The sequence below is a fragment of the Paenibacillus sp. fava2 genome, assembly GCF_058313675.1.
Map to the genome: position 1 here is coordinate 1,055,149 of NZ_CM177755.1, position 20,149 is coordinate 1,075,297.

At 54.3% G+C, this 20,149-nt stretch carries 20 protein-coding genes; 14 read left to right on the forward strand and 6 right to left on the reverse strand.

The window, feature by feature from the left end; translation table 11 throughout:
- Positions 1 to 82 precede the first annotated feature (82 nt).
- Entirely contained in the window at positions 83 to 367 is a 285-nt protein-coding gene (locus AC4G46_RS04620) for an alpha/beta-type small acid-soluble spore protein (protein WP_491126888.1), read from the forward strand.
- Positions 368 to 385: 18 nt separating this feature from the next.
- Here the strand turns inward: AC4G46_RS04620 and AC4G46_RS04625 are convergent, their stop codons facing one another.
- The 4 genes from AC4G46_RS04625 to AC4G46_RS04640 all read right to left on the reverse strand — a co-directional run bounded on the left by AC4G46_RS04625 (position 386) and on the right by AC4G46_RS04640 (position 3,811).
- Positions 386 to 1,321, reverse strand: coding sequence for a sensor histidine kinase (locus AC4G46_RS04625; RefSeq protein ID WP_491126889.1), 936 nt, complete (start codon positions 1,319 to 1,321; stop codon positions 386 to 388).
- 17 nt (positions 1,322 to 1,338) lie between these two features.
- Positions 1,339 to 2,124 (reverse strand): ABC transporter permease, encoded by a 786-nt coding sequence (locus tag AC4G46_RS04630; RefSeq protein WP_491126890.1) that lies wholly within the window; start codon positions 2,122 to 2,124, stop codon positions 1,339 to 1,341.
- Positions 2,117 to 3,043, reverse strand: coding sequence for an ABC transporter ATP-binding protein (locus AC4G46_RS04635; protein WP_491126891.1), 927 nt, complete (start codon positions 3,041 to 3,043; stop codon positions 2,117 to 2,119). The genes AC4G46_RS04630 and AC4G46_RS04635 overlap by 8 nt, the downstream gene beginning before the upstream one ends.
- Positions 3,044 to 3,130: 87 nt before the next feature.
- Positions 3,131 to 3,811 carry a response regulator transcription factor gene (locus tag AC4G46_RS04640; RefSeq protein WP_491126892.1) on the reverse strand — a complete coding sequence of 227 codons (681 nt, stop codon included), beginning with the start codon at positions 3,809 to 3,811 and terminating at the stop codon, positions 3,131 to 3,133.
- 361 nt (positions 3,812 to 4,172) lie between these two features.
- On the opposite strand from AC4G46_RS04640, the gene AC4G46_RS04645 reads away from it, so the two are divergent.
- The 6 genes from AC4G46_RS04645 (at position 4,173) to AC4G46_RS04670 (ending at position 11,060) form a co-directional block, all read left to right on the forward strand.
- The gene (locus AC4G46_RS04645) at positions 4,173 to 4,397 is read left to right on the forward strand and encodes a hypothetical protein (protein ID WP_491126893.1); all 225 of its coding nucleotides are present in this window, start codon (positions 4,173 to 4,175) and stop codon (positions 4,395 to 4,397) included.
- A 132-nt stretch (positions 4,398 to 4,529) separates the two neighbouring features.
- A complete protein-coding gene (locus tag AC4G46_RS04650; RefSeq protein WP_491126894.1) occupies positions 4,530 to 4,703 on the forward strand; it encodes a hypothetical protein in 174 nt (57 codons plus the stop codon).
- Positions 4,704 to 4,855: 152 nt separating this feature from the next.
- Positions 4,856 to 7,585, forward strand: a complete 2,730-nt coding sequence (locus tag AC4G46_RS04655) for a galactose-binding domain-containing protein (protein WP_491126895.1) — start codon at positions 4,856 to 4,858, stop codon at positions 7,583 to 7,585.
- Between the two features lie 244 nt (positions 7,586 to 7,829).
- Positions 7,830 to 8,852 (forward strand): DUF4097 family beta strand repeat-containing protein, encoded by a 1,023-nt coding sequence (locus AC4G46_RS04660; RefSeq protein WP_491126896.1) that lies wholly within the window; start codon positions 7,830 to 7,832, stop codon positions 8,850 to 8,852.
- A 35-nt stretch (positions 8,853 to 8,887) separates the two neighbouring features.
- Positions 8,888 to 9,565: a response regulator transcription factor gene (locus AC4G46_RS04665; protein WP_491128790.1), complete on the forward strand. Its 678-nt coding sequence runs from the start codon at positions 8,888 to 8,890 to the stop codon at positions 9,563 to 9,565.
- A gap of 19 nt (positions 9,566 to 9,584) precedes the next feature.
- The gene (locus AC4G46_RS04670) at positions 9,585 to 11,060 is read left to right on the forward strand and encodes a sensor histidine kinase (protein ID WP_491126897.1); all 1,476 of its coding nucleotides are present in this window, start codon (positions 9,585 to 9,587) and stop codon (positions 11,058 to 11,060) included.
- A 304-nt stretch (positions 11,061 to 11,364) separates the two neighbouring features.
- Here the strand turns inward: AC4G46_RS04670 and infC are convergent, their stop codons facing one another.
- Entirely contained in the window at positions 11,365 to 11,892 is a 528-nt protein-coding gene (gene infC / locus AC4G46_RS04675) for a translation initiation factor IF-3 (RefSeq protein ID WP_491126898.1), read from the reverse strand.
- A gap of 308 nt (positions 11,893 to 12,200) precedes the next feature.
- Here infC and helD point away from each other — a divergent pair, with 308 nt between their 5' ends.
- The 3 genes from helD (at position 12,201) to AC4G46_RS04690 (ending at position 16,016) form a co-directional block, all read left to right on the forward strand.
- On the forward strand, positions 12,201 to 14,660 hold the full coding sequence (gene helD, locus AC4G46_RS04680; RefSeq protein ID WP_491126899.1) for an RNA polymerase recycling motor HelD: 2,460 nt from the start codon (positions 12,201 to 12,203) through the stop codon (positions 14,658 to 14,660).
- 122 nt (positions 14,661 to 14,782) lie between these two features.
- Positions 14,783 to 15,367 carry a GNAT family N-acetyltransferase gene (locus AC4G46_RS04685; RefSeq protein ID WP_491126900.1) on the forward strand — a complete coding sequence of 195 codons (585 nt, stop codon included), beginning with the start codon at positions 14,783 to 14,785 and terminating at the stop codon, positions 15,365 to 15,367.
- Entirely contained in the window at positions 15,351 to 16,016 is a 666-nt protein-coding gene (locus AC4G46_RS04690) for a P-loop NTPase family protein (protein ID WP_491126901.1), read from the forward strand. Before AC4G46_RS04685 ends, AC4G46_RS04690 begins: the two co-directional genes overlap by 17 nt.
- Before the next feature lie 105 nt (positions 16,017 to 16,121).
- Here the strand turns inward: AC4G46_RS04690 and thyX are convergent, their stop codons facing one another.
- A complete protein-coding gene (gene thyX, locus AC4G46_RS04695) occupies positions 16,122 to 16,823 on the reverse strand; it encodes an FAD-dependent thymidylate synthase (protein ID WP_491126902.1) in 702 nt (233 codons plus the stop codon).
- A gap of 163 nt (positions 16,824 to 16,986) precedes the next feature.
- Between thyX and AC4G46_RS04700 the strand changes: the two genes are divergently transcribed.
- From AC4G46_RS04700 to AC4G46_RS04715, 4 genes are read left to right on the forward strand one after another with little or no spacing between them, the layout of a single operon-like run.
- On the forward strand, positions 16,987 to 17,484 hold the full coding sequence (locus AC4G46_RS04700; RefSeq protein ID WP_491126903.1) for an NUDIX hydrolase: 498 nt from the start codon (positions 16,987 to 16,989) through the stop codon (positions 17,482 to 17,484).
- Positions 17,481 to 18,254, forward strand: coding sequence for a WecB/TagA/CpsF family glycosyltransferase (locus AC4G46_RS04705; RefSeq protein WP_491126904.1), 774 nt, complete (start codon positions 17,481 to 17,483; stop codon positions 18,252 to 18,254). Before AC4G46_RS04700 ends, AC4G46_RS04705 begins: the two co-directional genes overlap by 4 nt.
- Positions 18,241 to 19,089 carry a GNAT family N-acetyltransferase gene (locus AC4G46_RS04710; RefSeq protein ID WP_491126905.1) on the forward strand — a complete coding sequence of 283 codons (849 nt, stop codon included), beginning with the start codon at positions 18,241 to 18,243 and terminating at the stop codon, positions 19,087 to 19,089. Before AC4G46_RS04705 ends, AC4G46_RS04710 begins: the two co-directional genes overlap by 14 nt.
- 27 nt (positions 19,090 to 19,116) lie before the next feature.
- Complete coding sequence (locus AC4G46_RS04715; RefSeq protein WP_491126906.1) at positions 19,117 to 20,097, forward strand: phosphotransferase; 981 nt, start codon at positions 19,117 to 19,119, stop codon at positions 20,095 to 20,097.
- Positions 20,098 to 20,149 lie beyond the last annotated feature (52 nt).

Sequence of the window (20,149 nt, forward strand, 5' to 3'; positions counted from 1 at the left end):
GGCTGCAGCCGGCGCTGTGGCTGGATGAGATAACCGCACTCCGGAGAAACTAGGGGAAATAACCTTAGGAGAGTGAAGCAGGATGGCAAGAAGAAGCCGGAAATATGCAGTGCCGGGGGTTGCGCAGGGCATGCAGAACTTCAAAGCGGATGTAATGAGGCGCGAAGGTTACGCGGTGGATCCGAATCACCCGGATGATGTGAAATATGAGGTAGCCAAGGAGCTTGGCATTCCGCTGCAGTCCGGCAATAACGGCAACCTGACAACCGAAGAGGCCGGGCATATCGGCGGCAGAATCGGCGGCTCCATGGTCAGGGAAATGATCCGCCTGGCCCAGGAGCAGCTTGCAGAGAAAGGGCAGTCCTAAATAGCAGTATTCATAGCATTAATCACGTACAGCTGTACCGGTTCTGACGGCCAGCGGCAGCTCAACGCGGATCTCGAGAATTCCGCTTTGGATGGTTGCTCCGGCCGCTCCGCCCATCTGCTCCGCCAGCAGCCTGACAATCGACAAGCCCAGTCCGGAGCCGCCGCTTCTGGCTTGATCACCGGTATAAAAACGCTCGAACAGCCGTCCGGCATTCACGGAAGAAGCACTGTTGACCGGATTACTGAACGACAGGACGCCACGGCTGCCGTCCTCAGATAATATAACTTTCACCGTAAGGATACCGTCTGCATGCTGAATTCCGTTACGGATCAGGTTGTGTATGATTCTGGACAGGTGTTCTTTATCTGCACACACGAATACCGGCGCTGCTTCCACAAGCTCAACTCCAAGCCGGCGCTCCTCAAGTACAGCGACGGAAGCGGCAAGGCATTCAGCTGTGTCATTGCTCAGGTTGATCTCCTGTATGATCAGCTCAGGCTCAGTCTGCAGCAGATAGGAGTATTCAAAAAAATGATCGATCAGCTGCCCCAGCGCCTGTGCATGCTTTTGCGCTGTCTGCAGCTTTTTCTGCTGTCCGGAGGTTAGACCCTCGTCTATCACCAGCTGCTGATATCCCCTGATCGCTGTTAGCGGAGTACGCAGGTCATGAGAGATGTTCGCGATCAGCTCCCGGAGCTCCCGCTCCTCCTGAATGCCTTGAAGACGGAGCATCTCCTCCGCCTTCAGGCATTTATTAATGTGACCCGCGAGCAGCGTCAGCTCCTTGTTCATCAGGGCAAGCCGGAGCGGCTGGCGGGTATTCTCCCTCAGGCGTTTGTCCAGCTGCCGGTTGATGCTCTGCAGCTGCCGCCGGATCAACAGATTGTGCCAGGCTAGCCCGGCTATTAAGATAACGGCAGTTATTCCGGCGGCAAGAAGCAAATAGCCCACAACCCTTCCTTGTAATCCTATTTTAGCTCAGTTCTGCGGAACACCAGATACGATAGTCCAAGCATTACAGCAGCAAAGCCCGCACTAACCAGAATAGCAGTAAGCATATCACCTGCTGCCGTAGCCGGTGTGATGAAAATATAATTTTCCCCATACGGCGTTACAGCCAGCACTCGCTTAAGCACTGGAAGACGTGTACTTAACTGCATTAATTGTCCCGTAAGCATCGAGAATCCGTAAGCAATAGCGACCACAATAACCGGCTTTTTAATCCAAAAAGCGACAGGCAGACAGATGCTCAGCTGTGCTGCGTATACGATAAGCAGACTCAGTATAACAGTCAGCATTTTGGGAGCCCCTGCGGCGCTGCTGCCGCTCGTCAGCACATTCAGGAATCCGAGAGCCGCTGAGCCCATACTGAATTCAGCACCGGTGCCCAGCGCAATCCAGGTAATGACGGCATAAGGGAGGAGCAGCAATACAACCATTAGGCTGAGTACAGCCGCTTTTCCGGCAAGCACTGTAAACCGGCTATACCCGTTCGCAACCGCATCATGGATTGTTTTGTTGTCCAGATCACCGCAAACCAGCAGCCCGGCAGCAACCCCGCCGAGAATGCTGATGACATTTACATCAGAGAACAGGAAGCCAAGGCCGGTGGCACCGGCATCCAGACTGCCGTTCGGGATCAGGCGGGCAAAGACCGCCATCACCGCTGCACACACTGTTGTTATGGCAAGGAGAAGCTTGAGTGCCGCGGATTTGCGCAGCTTGAACAGATCGGCCTGAATAAGGTTAAGCATGTGAATCACCGCCAATCAGGGACAAAAAGTAGTTCTCCAGCGTATCGCCCTGGACTGAAAATTCCGATACAAGCACACCGTTATCATGCAGCGCCCGGCTTACCTTTTCCTTATCCTGTACATAATCATACAGCTTGATGGAACGGTCCGGCATAACCGTATACCGGGTTGTATGGAGCTGCAGCTCCAGAATGCCTGCAACCTTCTCCGGCTGGTCACTGCCGATGCGGAGGTACTGCCTGCAGTTTTCATCCAGCTGCTCCAGGGTAAGGCTCTCTCTGATCCGGCCCTGATGCAGAAAAATATAATCAGTCGCCGTCTGGTACAACTCGGGCAGATTATGGCTGGAGATCAGGATGGTGAGCTGCTGCTCTCCGCACAGCCGCTTCAGCAGTTCGCGGATTTCGACGACGCCCAGCGGGTCAAGCCCGTTGATCGGCTCATCCAGAATCAGCAGCTCCGGACTCCCAAGCAGGGCAATGGCAATGCCCAGACGCTGCTTCATGCCAAGGGAAAAGTCTCTGGCTTTCTTTTTGCCGGTGCCGGATAGTCCGGTCAGCTCCAGCAGCTCCTCCTCAATGTCCCGCCCGGGAATCCCGCGCATCAGCCGGTAAAACCGCAGATTATCCCTTGCGCTCATATGGGGAACGTAACCGGGATGCTCGATCATACAGCCCAGTCTTTTCCGCTCTGCCTGAAGAGCGCGTTCCCCTGTATGCCCGAACAGCTCAAGCATCCCCCCAGTCGGATAAGACAGCCCGGCTACAAGGCGCATCAGGGTCGTTTTGCCGGCCCCGTTCTGGCCGATCAGCCCGTAGATTTTACCGGACTCCATTGAGATGGAGGCTTCGTGCAGTGCGGCGGAGGCGTTGCCGTATTGTTTGGTGAGCTTGTGTGTTCTGAGTACATAGGATTTCATCAGTTAACCTCTCCTTCCTGACAACAGAATAAGTCCCGGTGGTTAAGAAAAGGTTAAGAATATTCATTATAACGCGGTCCGGCCTGCTTATTCTTTATTCAGCCGGTAGCCCAGCCCCCAGACGGTTTCGAGGTACTCGTGTGCGGGGTTCACCTTCTTCAGCTTACTGCGCAGGTTACTCATATGCGTCTTTACCGCGTTGTCATCCCCAAGGTATTCATCCCCCCAGAGTGATTCGTACAGATTGGCTTTGGTAAAAACCTTGCCTTGGTTCGTCATCAGCAGCTCGAGAATGCTATACTCCTTGGCCGTCAGCTCGAGTACAGCTCCTGCGGCGTTTACCCGCTTACTGCCGCTGTCCAGCACCAAGTCCTTATAACGGCTTATCGCTGCAGCCGCAGACTGTTTACCGGAGCGGCGCAGACTGGATTCCACCCTGGCGGCAACCTCGCCCAGATCAAACGGCTTAGTAATATAATCATCCGCGCCGAGCTTCAGCAGACCGATTTTGGTGCTGACCTGATCCTTGGCAGAGATGATGATGACCGGGATGTCGGTGATGGTCCGCGCTTCCGCCAGAAGCTCATCCCCGTTCAGAAAAGGAAGCATAATGTCCAGCAGGAGCAGATCATAAGGGTTACTGCGGATGGCCTTGAGCCCGTCCGGGCCGTTGTATGCGGAAGTAACCGTATAACCGGCCCTTTGCAAAGCTTCCGCCAGCAGGAGATTGAGGTCCTCCTGATCTTCTATGATTAGAATGTTTGGCATTTGTGGAGTTCTCCGATCTTAAATGATGCTTGCTTTTGCTTTACGCGATAAGGCTTGGCTGCGTGCATTAGTATTTTAATGTTACATTATATCTTTGATTAATTGGTGTGAAAAATGTAGTGTTCAGCAGGCCGAAAAGCTGAGAAGTGGCACATATATGGCTAGTTGGGGGAAATGAGAGGCAAAAGTGCCTCTGAATCCGGCACATTTGGCTAAACGGGCGAAATAAGAGGCAAAAGTGCCTCTGAATCCGGCGCATATAGCTGAATGGGTGAAATGAGAGGCAAAAATGCCTCTGAATCCGGCGCATTTAGCTGAAAGGGCGAAATAAGAGGCAAAAATGCCTCTGAGTCTGGCACATTTGACTAAATGGGCGAAAGGAGAGGCAAAAATGCCTCTGAATCCGGCACATTTGGCTGAATGGGCGAAAGGAGAGGCAAAAGTGTCTCTGAATCCGGCGCATTTGGCTAAACGGGCGAAAGGAGAGGCAAAAGTGCCCTTGAATCCGGCACATTTGGCTGAATGGGCGAAAGGAGAGGCAAAAATGCCTCTGAATCCGGCACATTTGGCTGAATGGGCGAAATGAGAGGCAAAAGTGCCTCTGAATCCGGCGCATTTGGCTAAACGGGGGAAAGGAGAGGCAAAAGTGCCCTTGAATCCGGCACATTTGGCTAAATGGGCGAAATAAGAGGCAAAAATGCCTCTGAATCTGGCACATATGGCTAAATGGGCGAAAGGAGAGGCAAAAATGCCTCTGAATTCGGCACATTTGGCTAAATGGGCGAAAGGAGAGGCAAAAGTGCCTCTGAATCCGGCACATTTAGCTGAATGGGCGAAAGAAGAGGCAAAAATGCCTCTGAATCCGGCGCATTTGGCTAAACGGGGGAAATGAGAGGCAAATGTCCCCAAACGTCCGGATTCCACCGCCAAAGGTCCGGATAATGCCGCCAAAACATTTTAATATAAAAGTGCTTCCGCAATACGCGTTCATATTCTATGATCCGCAGGCAGCGCTCAGATTGTTACACACGGGAGGGAAGTATAATGTTAAAAAGGTTAAGCAACGGCAAATTTTTGATCTATCTTCTGGTAATCGCGCTTGTGGCGCTGCAGTTTCCGGGAGCTCCACGGGTTCTGGCGGCAGCACAAGTGTATGAAGCGGAGTCGGCTGTACTGTCCGGAGGGGCGGCGTCCGCGTCCGACCATTCCGGCTACACCGGGACCGGATTCGCGGGCGGGTTCACGGACAGCAATAAAGGAAATGCTTCAGCGAAGTTTAATGTAAACGCTTCCTCGGCAGGGAACTACACGGCTGCTCTAAGATACGCCAACGGCACGGGCTCCGCCAAAACCTTAAGCCTGTACGTGAACGGCACCAAGCTGAAGCAAATATCGCTTCCAGCCACAGCCGGCTGGAGCAGCTGGGCCATTGCCTCAGAGACGGTTGCCCTGAGTGCAGGCAGCAGCACAATCACCTACAAGTTTGATACAGCAGACAGCGGCAACGTTAATCTGGACAATCTGTCGCTGGATCTGTCCCAGGGAGCCAATTTGGCTCTTAACAAAAGCGTTACCGCAAACAACACCGTCTCCGGTTTTCCCGCAGCTAATGCGGTGGACGGAAATGCATCCAGCTACTACGAGGGGGCAGCTAACAGCTACCCTAACACGCTGACCGTTGATCTGGGCAGTACGCAGACGGTTCATACCGTTCAGCTCAAGCTTCCGTCCGCCTGGGGGACAAGAACGCAGACCCTGTCTGTACAGGGCAGCACGAATAATACCTCCTACAGCACGCTTGCCGCTTCCCAGACTTATACCTTTAACCCGGCTGCGAACAACACGGTATCCATTACCTTTACAGCAGCTTCAGCCAGATATATCAGAGTGAATTTCACAGCAAACAGCGGGGCAACGGGGGGCCAGGCTGCAGAGCTTGAGGTATACGGCTCAGGCACAGTTACCCCGACCCCTGCACCGACGGCGACACCTGCCCCAACGGCCGCACCGACAGCGACACCGACACCGGTGCCGACCGCAACACCAGTACCAACAGCCACGCCGGTTCCAACACCTACGCCATCGGCGGGAGCATTTGGAGCAATGATGCCTTACGACACCTACGAAGCTGAAAATGCCGCCTACACCGGCGCACTCATCGGTCCGTCAACTACAGCCGGAGAGCTTGCTTCCGAAGCCTCGGGCAGAAAAGCGGTCAAGCTGACCGCAGCAGGCCAGTACGTGCAGATTACGCTCGCCAAGCCTGCACAGGGTATAACAATCCGCTATGCGATCCCGGATAATGCGTCCGGAACGGGCATAGAGTCGGCGGTCAGCATGTACGTGGGCGGAACGCTTTTCAAAGACATCAATCTCACCTCCAAATACAGCTGGAACTACGGGGAATGGGGGACAGAGGGCGGAGAGGTACGCTGGTCCAACAATCCGAATGCGGCTTCGACCACACCTGCACATATGTACGATGAAGTGTCTGTACTGCTCGATACAGTCTATCCGGCCGGAACGGTCATCAAGCTGCAGCGGAATGCGTCCAATCTGAATTTTGGCTCGACCGCTTATGTTACGGTAGATTTGCTTGAAACAGAAGCCGTTCCTGCTGCGCTCGCTATGCCGTCCAACTATGTAGCTGTTACCTCATATGGTGCTGTGGCAAACGACGGTGCAGATGATACGGTGGCTTTTAACAACGCAATTGCTGCTGTCAAAAACTCCGGCGGCACCTACAAGGGCGTATGGATTCCGGCGGGAACCTTTCATCTGAACAATGGTAACAAAGGCGCCGGCTATGACGGCAGCGGAACAAGACTGTACCTCGACAGCGGGGTATCCGTAAAAGGGGCAGGCATCTGGCACTCCACCCTGTCCGGCAATTATGCGGGCTTTTATCTGAGAGGCGGAAATGTAACCCTGTCCGATTTCAAAATCAGCGGCAGCGACATCATCCGTGACGATTACAATGGGCTCACCGCTGTCGAGGGCAACGGTACGAATTCGCTCATAACCAACTTGTGGATCGAGCATGTAAAAGTAGGCTTCTGGTTCACCAATCAGACGGATAACGTTACCGCATCCAATTCCAGAATCCGCAATGTCTGGGCGGACGGCGTCAACCTGCACCGGGGCACATCAAACTCTACCGTAACGAACAACTCGGTGCGGAACAGCGGCGACGACGGCATGGCTATGTGGTCTGACACGTTCCTCAATACCAATAACACGTTCAGCTACAATACGGTGCAGCTTCCGACCTTGGCCAACAACATCGCCATTTACGGCGGCAAGGACAACAAGGTAATCGGCAACCTGCTTACGGACACTGTGCGGACAGGCGGCGGGATCTCTTTTGGCACCAATTTCAATCCTCCGTCCATGACCGGTACGCTGACTATTCAGGGGAATAAGCTGCTGCGTACAGGCTCGGCTCACCGTGACTACGGCTATCAGATCGGGGCCATCTGGGCTTACTGGCTGAACAACAGCGGCAAGGCGCAGAACCTCGCGGTTAATGTAAGCGGTAATACGATCCAGGACAGCACGTACTCGGGGATTTTTGTGGAAGAACCGGCTCCGAATATTTCAGTTACTTATGCCAACAATAGCATACTGAATTCCGGAACCTACGGCGTATATATCAACGGCTCGGCAACCGGCAGCTCGATGTTCAACAGCAATACGGTTACTGGTGCGCCATCGGGTAAATTTATGAATGCTTCTGCCGGCTTCACCGTCACAGGTTCGGGGAACAACTGGTAAGAGATGTTAGATAGAAAAGGCCATCCGGTTACGGATGGTCTTTTTGGCAATTACTTAGGAACCGGCGAATAGGGTGTGTGCTGAAATAGACGGATTTGACTTTCGGGTGGTATGTTATTACATATCAGGAAAAAGCTTTGTCCCGCCCTTCTAATCAAACTCTAATCTGGCTGCAAAGCCTTTCTCATCCTTTGTGGTATACCATTAAGCCGAACAATCACAAGGGATGGGGAGGAATAAGGTTATGAAAAAATCCGTGAAGGTTACAGCGGCGGGATTTGCGGCAGCTGTGCTGCTGTATGCAGGCTCTGGGTTCGGAAGCGGGGTGCTTGCCCGGCAGCTGGATGAGGCTGTTTTTGAAGCGAAGCCGGCCGGACAAGTGAAGACGCCGGTTACGGTTGAGGTGACAGAGTCGGGATATTCTTTTGACAAAGGGACTACCCGCATCAAATCGGGCGCTGACACAAAGATGATTGCCATTACCGGGGTGAACGGTTCCATTGAACTGAAGCAGGGCAGCGGGACACAGATAGAGGTACATACAAAGGTGGTAGTCGATCATGCATCCCGTCCAGAAGCGGAAGCTATCGCAGCCAAATGCGGAATTAAGGTACAAGAAGGCAAGGAGCTCAGCATAAAGACCTACGGGGAAGCAGCCAGCAGCCGCTATAATATCAGCATTCATCTGACGGTTACGCTGCCAAAGGTTGTTAAAGCCGGTTTGCAGGCAGAGCTTACTAATGGAAACGTGCTTTTGTCAAAAGTGACGGTGGGCGGGCTCATTACATTAACTGCGGATAACGGCAATATTACGGCAAAAGAGAGCGGGAGCGATCTGACCCTCCATACGGACAACGGGGTAGTTACGCTAGCGGGTGCCGGGAAAAGCGCAGCAGCCTCCGTGGTGAACGGAAACATTGATGCTACAAACGTTACAGGGCCGCTGGATATCCGGACTGTAAACGGCAATCTGTCTGTTGAGGATGCTTACTCGTCCATTAAGGCAGAAAGCGTAGCAGGCAATATTCATATTGAGTCTTCAAAAGTGGGCGGCCACTGGGACGTGTCCAATACCGCAGGTAATGTCAGCCTGGCCTGGCCTGAGCAGGCGGATGTGCAGGTGGAGGCAAGTGCAACATTCGGTAAGCCGGAAACGGATTTCCCGTTAACAGTAAAGGGCGGGAGAGTCAGCGGAACCATCGGCGCCGGAACGTATCGCATTGAGGCTTCATCGCTGGCCGGTTTGTCTCTTCAGCACAGCAATTAATTTGATATTGTGAGAAGGTGGAGTACCGTTTGAGTATGAAGGAGCATGTCCTGATTATTGAGGATGAAGCGGCCATGGTCCGGCTGCTGGAGCTGGAGCTGGCTTATGAGGGCTATGACATTACCGTTGCCAGAGACGGTCTGGCCGGTGCAGAGCAGGCAGTGCAGGGGAGCTATGATCTTATTCTGCTTGATCTGAACCTGCCGGGAATTAACGGAATTGAGGTCTGCAAAAGAATCCGCGCCGTCAAGCAGACGCCGATCATTATGATTACCGCGCGCGATACCATCAGCGAACGGGTGCGGGGGCTGGATACCGGCGCGGATGATTATGTGCCCAAGCCGTTCGCCATCGAGGAGCTGCTCGCCCGGATGCGCTCCCTGCAGCGGCGGCTGCAGCAGAGCCGGGAGCCGGAGGATCTGCTGGAAGCCAAGGACCTGTCGCTCAGCGCAGCTTCACACCGGGTAACCCGCACCGGTCAGGACATCGAGCTGTCACAGCGTGAATTTGAGCTGCTTCGCTGCCTGCTGCAGAACAAGAACCGGCTGATGAACCGGGAAGCGCTGCTGAATCTGGTCTGGGGCTATTCCTATGAGGGCGAAACCAATGTGGTGGATGTCTATATCCGGTATCTGCGCATGAAGGTGGATGAGGGCTACGCGGACAAGCTGATCCATACAGTCCGCGGGAGCGGTTATATTCTGAGGGACTGACGGGGAGGGTGAACGGAAAATGAAGAGGTGGACATTCTCCCGCAAGGTCAGCGCATCCATTGCGCTGGCCTCCCTGATTGTCGCGGCTGTGCTTGGCGGCTTTGTGTATATTACCTTCAGCCAATGGACGCAGAAGCAGGAGAAAGAGCTGCTCACCCAAAAGCTGAAGCAGTTCGAGCTGCAGATTAAGGAGGTTACCTTCCTCCCTTCTCTGCTCAGGCCCGGCTTCGGCAGAGGGAGCGGGGCGGCAGCGGTGCTGAAGCCGGATCTGTCTTCCTTTGCCGCTGATCTGGATGAAGGACAGACGCTGCAGCTGCTGGATGCCAAAGGGCGGGTACTCGCAGAAGAGGGATCGGCGCTGGGAGCCGGTGCAGGCACAGGGAAGGACACGGCGAGGCCGGATGGTGCAGCAGCAGAGAATGGCGCGTCGGTATTTGGCGGTGTAGGGTCCGGGCAGTATGAGGCGGTAAGCAGCCTGACCCTGCCGGCATTTGGCACGGTAACCCTGCGGCTGGCTGACAGCGGGTATTCTGCAGCGGCGGCAGCCTCGCGCGAGGTAGGCCGGCTGCTGCTGCTCGGCCTGCTGCTGGCTGCCGGGGCAGCAGCGCTGGCCGGGTGGCTCGTCGCCCGCTCCGCCCTGAAGCCGATCCGCAGCATGATCGGCGAGGTGCAGAGCATCGGGGCGGACAATCTGTCGCACCGGCTTGCGCTGCCTGCTGCGCAGGATGAGCTGCACCAGCTGGGGGCGACCTTTAATGCGCTGCTGCAAAAGCTCAGTGTGTCCTTTGACCAGCAGCGGCGTTTTGTGGCGGATGCTTCCCATGAGCTGAAGACACCGCTGGCCATCATTGAGGGACATACACATATGATCCAGCGCTGGGGCAAGCAGTCGCCGGAGGTGCTGGAGGAATCCCTGGGCTACATGATGGATGAGGCGGGCCGGATGAGGGAGCTAATTGCCCAGCTGCTGCTGCTGGCCGAGACGGAGGAGCCGGAGCAGGAGGGAGCCGGGGAAGAGTGTGATGTGCGGCAAGTATTGTGCGAGCTCCTGCCCCAGACCGTACATGTAGGTCCCGGTGTCACTTTGAGCGCAGGTGAAGTAACCGATGCCGGTCCATTGCCGGTCCGGATGCCGGCCGGTGCCTGTTATCAGGTGCTGCGCAATATTGTGGAGAATGCGCTGAAATATACCCCCGAAGGCGGCAGTGTGCGTATTGCGCATAAGGCAGATCAGGATCAGGTCATTATATCTGTGACAGATACGGGAATCGGGATTTCTTCTGAGCAGCTCCCGCATATTTTTGACCGCTTTTACCGGGCGGAAGGGTCGCGGAACCGGGCAAAGGGCGGATCGGGACTGGGGCTGGCCATCGCCAAGGCGATTATGGAGCGATACGGAGGCTCGATCGCCATTGAGAGTATAGTAGGGGCGGGCACCAAGGTGGTGCTGTCGTTTGTGCGGGGGGCGGAATCAGGGTTTGAGAGCAGGGAGTAAGGAGTAGTACAGTAAGCTGATTCGGGGCTGGTCTATGCATGCACAGCATACCAGTTGTTCATATTGCCGGGTACAACTAATCGCTGGGTTGTAGCTGGACGTGGTGTGAGTGTGACTGTTGCTGGTTGTAGCTGTCCGTGGTGGAGTCTGAATCTCGCCAGGCTGCAGCTATATGAGCCGGTAAACCACAGAATAACGTTATCTCAGTCCGTTAGATGTCTCCCGGCTGCCCCCCGCAACAAAAGGGCGTCATTACAGCCATATCCCGGCTGTAATGACGCCCTTTTTTTAGCTGCCGCGTTGCTTAACGCGGATTCAGCTGCACCTTTGAGCCTTTGCCGCCGCTCTGGATACCGGTGTCCTTGACTCCGGCTTCCTTCAGATCGGCAACCAGCCGCTCCATTACGGCCTTGGCTGCGGCCGCTTCCTTGGCACCGGAAGCCTGGACATTCAGCAGCACCGGCTTGCCGGAGCGCAGATGCTTGTCCGCCTGACGCAGCTTCGTGTCATAATCGTGCTCCTCGATATGGGCGGTGAAGCGCAGCTCCTTGACCTTGACCTTGTCTTTGCCGCCGCTACGCCCGGCGGCCTGGCCGGAACCGGCCTTGCGTGCGGAAGCCGCTTCCTTCTGGGCTGCAGCCTTTGCTTTGCCCTTGGGCATCAGGGTGCAGGGCGGAGGGCTGCTCATCAGCGAGGTGCAGACCAGATCGGCCCCCTGGGACCGGGCCAGCGCCAGCGCCTCCTCCCTGGAGACAACACCGAGCTTCTCGCCCCGGAGTCCGGTCAGTACAACCTCTGACGCCCGTATTTGTTCGTTCATGAATACTGCCATTGATCGTTAACCTCCTGCAAACATGGATACTTTTATCATAACGGGAAGTGGCCGGCCGTTCAATCAGCAGAGCGGAGCCGCGCCTAAAATCTCCGCCGAAATCTCCAGCTGAATAAAAAGAACCCGGCAGTCTCTGCCGGGTCCACATAAATAAATCCGTTGCACGATAAAATCCGTTGTGATATAGTAAAACAGCGTCACTATTTTCATTTGGATAAAGACATAAGTATTACATCTTATTTATACTTTAATCTTACCATAGGATTTGAAGCTTTGTCAAACCTGATTTTTTGCAGAAGGCAGACCAGATGAATAAAGGAGTGTGTCAGCGGATGATTCATGCGGAGGATTGGCAGCGGGAGCAGGAGCGGCTGGATTTGGTAACGGAGGAGCTGCAGACAGCCATTGCCGGAATTGAACCGGAGGTGTCCGGACTGCGGGAGCAGGTAACGGAGATCCGTAAGCGGTTCTGGGAGGAAGTGACCGTTAATACCAGCACTGACGAGGATTTTGAAGAGACCTTTTACAGCATCAAGCAGCAGGAGGCGCTGCTGTCCGAGCGGGAGCGCAGCCACCGGGTGCGGATGCAGCGTTACAAGAGCATGAAGCGGCTGCTGCCGTCCCCGTACTTCGGACGCATTGATTTTCAGGAGGAGAACCAGGGCGGCAGCGAACCGATCTACATTGGTGTAGCCTCTTTTGCCACTGAAGACGGCCTGGACTTCCTGGTCTATGACTGGCGCACGCCCATTGCCAGTATGTATTATGACCACTCACCCGGCGCTGCAGCTTATGAGACACCGGGCGGAGAAATAACAGGAACGATGACGCTGAAGCGGCAGTATCAGATCCGGGGCAGCAAGCTCCAGAATGTGTTCGATACAAGCCTGACCATCGGTGATGAGCTGCTGCAGCAGGTGCTCGGCAAAGGTGCTGATTCACAGATGAAGAGCATTGTAGCTACGATCCAGAAGGAGCAGAATGCGATTATCCGTGATGACAAAAGCCTTATGCTTATTGTCCAGGGCGCTGCCGGCAGCGGCAAAACCTCCGCAGCGCTGCAGCGGGTGGCCTATCTGCTGTATAAGCACCGTGGCCGGATCACGGCAGACCAGATCGTGCTTTTTTCGCCGAATTCGATGTTCAACAGCTATGTATCCACCGTCCTGCCTGAGCTCGGAGAGGAGAACATGCAGCAGACGACCTTCCAGGAATATCTGGAGCACTGGCTGGGGACAGAGTTCCGGCTAGAGGACCCGTTCGCGCAGATCGAATATGCGATGAGTCCGGAGACGGCTCCGGGTTATGAAGCGCGGATGAGCGGGATGACCTATAAGGCATCCGGTGATTTTTTGCAGGCGCTCCGCAGCTACGCGTTGTGGCTGGGCCAGGACGGCATGTTATTCCGCAGCATCCGCTTCCGGGACCGTGAGCTGATTACGGCGGCACAGATGAAATCGCAGTTCTACAGCTATGCCCCTACTATACGTCTGGCTAACCGGATTACCCTGCTGCGGGATTGGCTGCTGCGGGAGCTGGCGGCGCTTGAAGTGAAGGAGCTGGAGGCGGACTGGGCCCGGGATGAGCTGGATTATCTCGATACCGAGCAATATGCCGAAGCCTACAGCACCTTGCTCAAAAAAGTGCAGCGGCAGTCGGCCGTCTTCGATTTCGCAGAGCAATATGAGGAAATCTACGGGGAGCTGCGCGGACAAGAGCAGGGTGAAGAGAACGTATTCGACTACGCCGATCAGGAGGAGGAGCTGCTGCTGCGGCTGATTGTGAAGGAGAGCTTTAAGCCGCTGAAGCGGGAGGTCAGACGCCTGAAATTTATAGATGTAACCGGACTTTACAGCCAGCTGTTTGCGGAGGATGATGAGGCTTACCGGCAGATGACGGGGACTGCAGCTGTGCCGGAGCTGTGGCCTGATATTTGCGGGCAGACCCGGGAGAAGCTGGATGGGCTTGAGCTTTTCTATGAGGATGCAACCCCGTTCCTGTACCTGAAGGAGCTCATTGAGGGGACGCGGACGAATACCATTGTCAGACATCTCTTTATAGATGAAGGTCAGGATTACTCTCCGTTTCAGTATGCTTTTCTGAAGCAGCTGTTTCCAAGGGCGAGGATGACTGTGCTCGGCGACTTCGGGCAGGCGATTTTTCCGCAGGCGACGAATCTGGCTGAAGCAGACTCCTCTTTAACGGAATTGTATGGTGAGGAAGAGACAGCTCTGATCACCCTTGTCAGGAGCTACCGTTCCACCCGCCAGATTGTGGAGTTTACGAAATCGCTGCTGCCGGAGGCGGGGATCATTCCGTTTGAGCGGGAGGGCAGGAAGCCGTGTCTCACCAAGCTGGGCAGTGCCGATGAACGTTCGTTACGGATGATGAAGGATATTGCTGCGCTCAAGGCGGAAGGCCTCGATTCCATTGCAGTCATTACCAAAACAGCTGACGAAAGCCGCGAAGCCTATGAGGCACTCTCTTCACACGGCGCTATAGGCCTGAGGCTGGTTACGAAGGATACGCTCACTTTTGAAAAAGGAATCCTGGTCCTCCCCGCCTACCTCGCCAAAGGAGTCGAATTCGATGCCGTGCTGATCTATGACGCTTCTGCGCAGACGTACCGGCGGGAGAGTGAGCGGAAGCTTTTTTATACAGCATGTACGCGTGCGATGCATCAATTGATGCTCTATTCCTCTGGGGACTGGACGCCTTTTATTGAGGGGATCGATGAAGCCTTATATGACGCGGTGACTCTTGATTAAGAAGCCTCCGACTGTTATAAGCAGCGGGTAAACTCGGTTAAAATCAAACTCTACATTGGCACCTGCCGGCGCGCCGGATTATGCTTAGCACATATTGCCTGAAAGAAACAGGAGGAATTGCCATGATAGAGGCTCTATCTGTGATGCGCCTGGAAACGGAGCGGCTACTTATCCGCCCGTACATCCAAAGTGATCTGCAGGAATCGTTTGAGCTGATGCAGGACCCGGAAGTGCTTACTTATATGCATATGGATGTCTTTTCCGCTGAGGAGTATCAGGGGGTTTTTGACTGGCTGATCAGCAGCTACGATACACCGTTTGATGAAGCCTTTAAATATTCGTTCGCCATCCGGGAAAAAGAGTCCGGTGCATTCATCGGCTGGTGCGGTGTAGGCACACTTGATTTTTGCCCGCCTGACAAAGAGCTGTATTATCTGATCGGAAGACAGTACTGGGGCCGGGGGTATGCTGCTGAAGCGGCTGCGGCCTTGGCGGAATATACCTTTGGGGTAGTCGGGCTGGACCGGTTATACGCCAAGGCCGACCCGCGAAATACAGCCTCTGTTACGATTCTTGGCAGGCTCGGCTTCACATTGGACCGTGTGCTCGAAGGCCTGGCTGGAGATTACGCGGACTGTAACGGAGAAGAGATGTACGTGCTGACCAGGGAACAGATTGGAGGTGGCAAAAATGACAACGTCTATTAAACGGTTGATTATCATCGACGGTATGCCGGGCTCCGGTAAAACAACCTGTGCCTCTTCCGTTGCAGAGCTGCTTACGTCACAGGGAGTGGTGAGCAGGTGCATTTTGGAGCTGGAGGAAAACCATCCGCTGTTTATCCGGGGGTATGAATTCACTTCCCTGGCGGATGAGGAACAGGCTGGCCTGTTTAGGACACAGCTTGAGGCTGTGTTCCGGAGATTTGTGAAGGAGCGGCTTGGAAGCAGCGATGAAGTAACGATTATTGAAAGTGTGCTGTTTCAGGATGCTATTAGCTATGCTCATCATATGGGCATGGCCTTGCCTGAATTGGCTAAAATGACCGCGTCGCTGCAGGATATATTGGCCGCGCTGAACCCGGTGCTGATCTATTTCTACCAGCTGGATGTGGAGGCCCAGTGGCGGTTTATCTGCAGTGTGCGCGGCAATGAATGGGGACCCGTCTCGCTGCACACCGATGAGGATTTCCGGGAGGCCGCTGCGTTGTGGGGCGGCAGTCAGGCATTCGTCCGGCCGGTAGTGGACGCATGGGATATTCCGAAGCTGGTTATAGAAAATAAGGATCACCGGTGGGCTGAATATACGGAACGTGTCGGCAGGTTTGTGGAGGAGCAGGTTGTTAAAGCTTACTGAATAATGAACTTTATGCAATGAAGCAGCACCCCTGCAGTCTTAATGCAGGGGTGTTTTTTTGTTCGTGCCGGTTTGCGGGATTTCCGCACAGAGGACAACTGACAGTCAGCGTGACAGCAGCTCGTCCGCAGTAACCGGGAATAACGTTTTTACTACGCTGAGGATGGCTTTGGCATAATCCTGAATTTCCTTCTGGGCATCATGCTCCAGCCGCTGCTGCAGGAAATGGGCGGCCGATTGCAGGGATGCCGTCCAGTACCAGCGGACATACAGGCCGTAGGCAGGGAGGAACAGGCGTGCCTGCTCTGCACAGATGCCGTCCGCGAGGGCGGCCTCGTATTTTTGCATACCCAGCCCGGTGTAGTCCATCAGCTCTTTCGTATATTTCTCCCCAAGCTCCCAGGCAATCAGGCTGCCGCTGCCCTGCTTGGAATTCTCCGGCGCACTCCTCCACTCTCCGCCCGCAGGCAGGTAAAAGGCCGGCTCCTCCGTGATATACCTGCGGCTGGACTCATTCCAGGCCTCCAGGCTGTCACCGGTACCCTCGTAATGGGCCGAACCGACCACATACTTCCACCACTGCCTGGCGACCATCAGCGGCGCATAGATTTCAAACTGGATGACAGCATGTCTGAACGGTGAAGTATGCCCTTCCCGGGCCAGAAATTGGATCAGCCGGATATCCTTTTCGCTAAGCTCCTCCGATTGTTTGGCATAAGAAACCCTTGCTGCATTCACAACGGTCAGATCACTGCCCATATGATCTACAAGCCGGACGTATCCCTTATCAAGCACATTAATCAACATTTTATCAGCCTCCAATAGATTAAGCTTGTACTCTTATTCACCTGCCGGGAATACTTTTCCTGCATATGGCTTTTTTGGCTGATTGGCTGGAATGTACTGTGGTATAATTTTCCTGCGTGTTCGTATCCGGGGAGTGGAGTGATTTAGTATGCGGCTCAGGCAGATGGCAGTTGCTTTTTTGTTTAATGAAGCCGGAGAAATGCTGTTTCTGCAAAAAAAGAGCGGCAGCCGTTTTCTGGGCGGACATCTGGTTCCTATTGGAGGCCATATAGAGGAAGGGGAATTCGGCGATCCGCAGCTGGCGTGTGTGCGGGAAATTGCAGAAGAAACAGGGCTTGCGGGGCCGGATGTCGGAGGCTTGAAGCTCCGCTACATCATTAGCCGGCTCAAGGCCGGGCAGGAGATCCGCATGCAGTACATATTCATGGGCATTGTTGCACCTGGAAGCCGGCTGGTTTCCGGTGAAGAAGGAGAGCTGCTGTGGCTCGAAGCCGGCAGGCTTGGCGGCATGCATGTTACGGCGTCAACCCGCGCTGTGCTGCAGCATTATTTTGAGAATGGGATACGTAACGAATCTATCTTTACGGGCACTATGCATTCGCTGCAGGGAGAGCCTGCTATGACCTGGAGCGTATTGGAAGACTGGGAGGTTAATATATGAGCGATTATGTTTTGATTCTGGGTGTGCCGTTTTCCAGACTGACGCTTGACGGGACGGTGGCCTGTCTCGCTGAGCAAATCGGCAAGGAGCCCTTCGGATTGTTTCATCTGATTACAGCTAATCCTGAAATTACACTGGCTAGCCAGTCAGATCCGCTGTTGCAGGAGATTATCCGCTCAGCAGATCTGGTTGTACCCGACGGCATCGGGATTGTGCTTGCGGCCAAAAGAAAAGGTGAACCCGTCCCAGAACGCGTCACCGGCTATGATCTGCTACTGCGGCTGCTTGCAGAAGGGAATGAGCAGGGGTGGAGCTTTTATTTTCTGGGGACGGATGAGCGGACAAGCGTGCAGGCAGTGGAACAGATTGCCCGCAGTTATCCGCAGGTGAAGCTTGCAGGCCGGCACCACGGTTTTTTCAGCGCGGAGGATGAACCGGACATCATAGCCGATATCCGGAGAAGCAAGCCGGATGTGCTGATCCTTGCCATGGGGGCGCCTTATTCAGATAAGTGGCTGCATAATCACCGCGGAGAGCTGGAGGGGGTAAAGCTGGCATTCGGAGTAGGCGGCAGCCTGGACGTCATCTCGGGCAAGGTGAAGCCGGCTCCCGCCATCTGGAAAAAGCTCAATCTGGAGTGGGCTCACCGGCTGCTTTTTTCACCTGTAGCCAAAGGCCAGAAGTCCCGCTGGCGCAGACAGGCGGCGCTTCCCAAATTCGTCTACCGGACGATGATCCGGAAGGAGCATATGAATAATGGAGGAGCGTAATAACCGGATTTTACAGCTGATTTCGCTGATCTCCGTAGGGGCATTGGAGTATGTACAGTCCGCTTTTGAACGTAACGGAGTTACGGTGTTATATTACGGGGAATCCGGGATTAACCAGGGAGTGTTGTGTCTGGCGGAAGATACCGGTTGTGTGATAGCCTACGCTGCATTCAGCCAATGCGGGGAGCCTGGCGTACTGTTGAATTTGATAAATGACAGAATCTCTCCTTACCTGCAGCCGGGGGAGCAGCGGGAAATCTGCTTTAACGTTTATGGAAACAACACTGAAATTATAAAGTTTGTAAGAGAGCTTGGATTTGTGTCTGATCTGGAGGGCTATCAGCTGCAGTATGTGAACGATAATCAAGAGTATACCGGAGACGGCTCTTTGCTGACCGAACGGGGGTTTACTCCGGAAATGCTGGGTTCGTTCATTGATCTGTTCGATACTGCCTACGAGCAGCTAAGGATTGAAAACGGCTGGGAGACGGACCAGTGCAGCAGAGGGCCTGAATCGTTCAGGGAAATGCTGGATGCATACGAAGCTTCGGGCCAGGTCCGGTCATTCTGGCTTCGGGACAGGCTGGCGGGCGCATACATTGCCGACGGAGATTTTATCCGTGATCTGGTAGTTGCGCCGGAGCTGCAGAACAGAGGGTACGGGAAGAGCATCGTGAACCGTTGCATCAATCGAATGAAGCAAAGGCCGGGCGAAAATAACATTTATCTGCGGGTGGCTGCCAGCAATAAGGGTGCCCTGAGATTTTACGAAAGGAATCAGTTTGTACGTACCGCAAGCTTTGCTGATCATACCTATATTCGAAACAACCAGTAAGTCCATTACAATGAAGGAAGAGTGCCTATGCAATTGACCGACAGCAGCAAAAGGATTGGCCTGATCAAGGATACAGTCTATTGCTTTATCTCATCCGCAGCTGAAGTGCTGGAGATCGAGAGCACCCCTATGAATCTGGGGTCAAAGGCCGTTGAGCTGACGCGCAATAAAGTCTGGCTTCAGTCCGGGCCGGGAATGACAGGCAGAGCCGCTCCGAAAGAGGAGGTCTCGCTGATCACGAAGCAGGCTACCTTTGTTGAGCGTTCGGCACTCTCCAGGCTCTATTCGCAGGGGGCGAAGGTTCCGTTCAGCCTCTCGGGCCAGCCGCTGCATGAAGGACGAAGCCTTTTGTGCATTGAAGATGCAGACTGCCGGACCGATTACGGCAGGCTGAATGTGCCTGCACTACAGCATAAGGAGATGGAGGCGCTGGCGTATATCCATTATGTGAATCTTGGCTGCAGATGCGATCTGCCGTGGCTGCCGCAGGTTAACGAAGCCTATCTGTCGGAGGTCATTCATGCAAACTGGAGCGTTTCCTGGGAATATGCCAGGCAGAATCCGGCTTTTGCCGAAGCATTCGGGCTAGAAACCCTTTCGGCAATTGAGGCGATAGCCGAAAGGGTTGTAAAGGACATGATACCGGTAATCCATGATACAGATACGTATACGATGATCCATAATGATCTGAACCCGGGCAATGTTCTTGTAAAGGACAATGTGGAGGTTTGTTACATCGACTGGGAAGAGGCACGCTACGGCTCACTGTTCATGGATATCCCCATGCGCTGCGGGACGCTGCAGCAGGCAGAGGATTACCGGAGACATCTTGGCCGCTTGGGCTGCGAAATCCCGCAGCAGCATTATGCCATGCTGTTCCGGGCGGCATCCCGCTTCCTTGGCCTCCGGTTTATGTGCTGGAATCTGGGAGTATGGCAGCAGAACGGACAGGCCAGAGCAGATCTGGCCAAATATATGAAGATGGTGACAGCCCCGCTGTATGGATGACAGGAATTACGGCAGGAGAGTTGCTTGAGCAGGAGAAAAAAAGGAGGAAAAG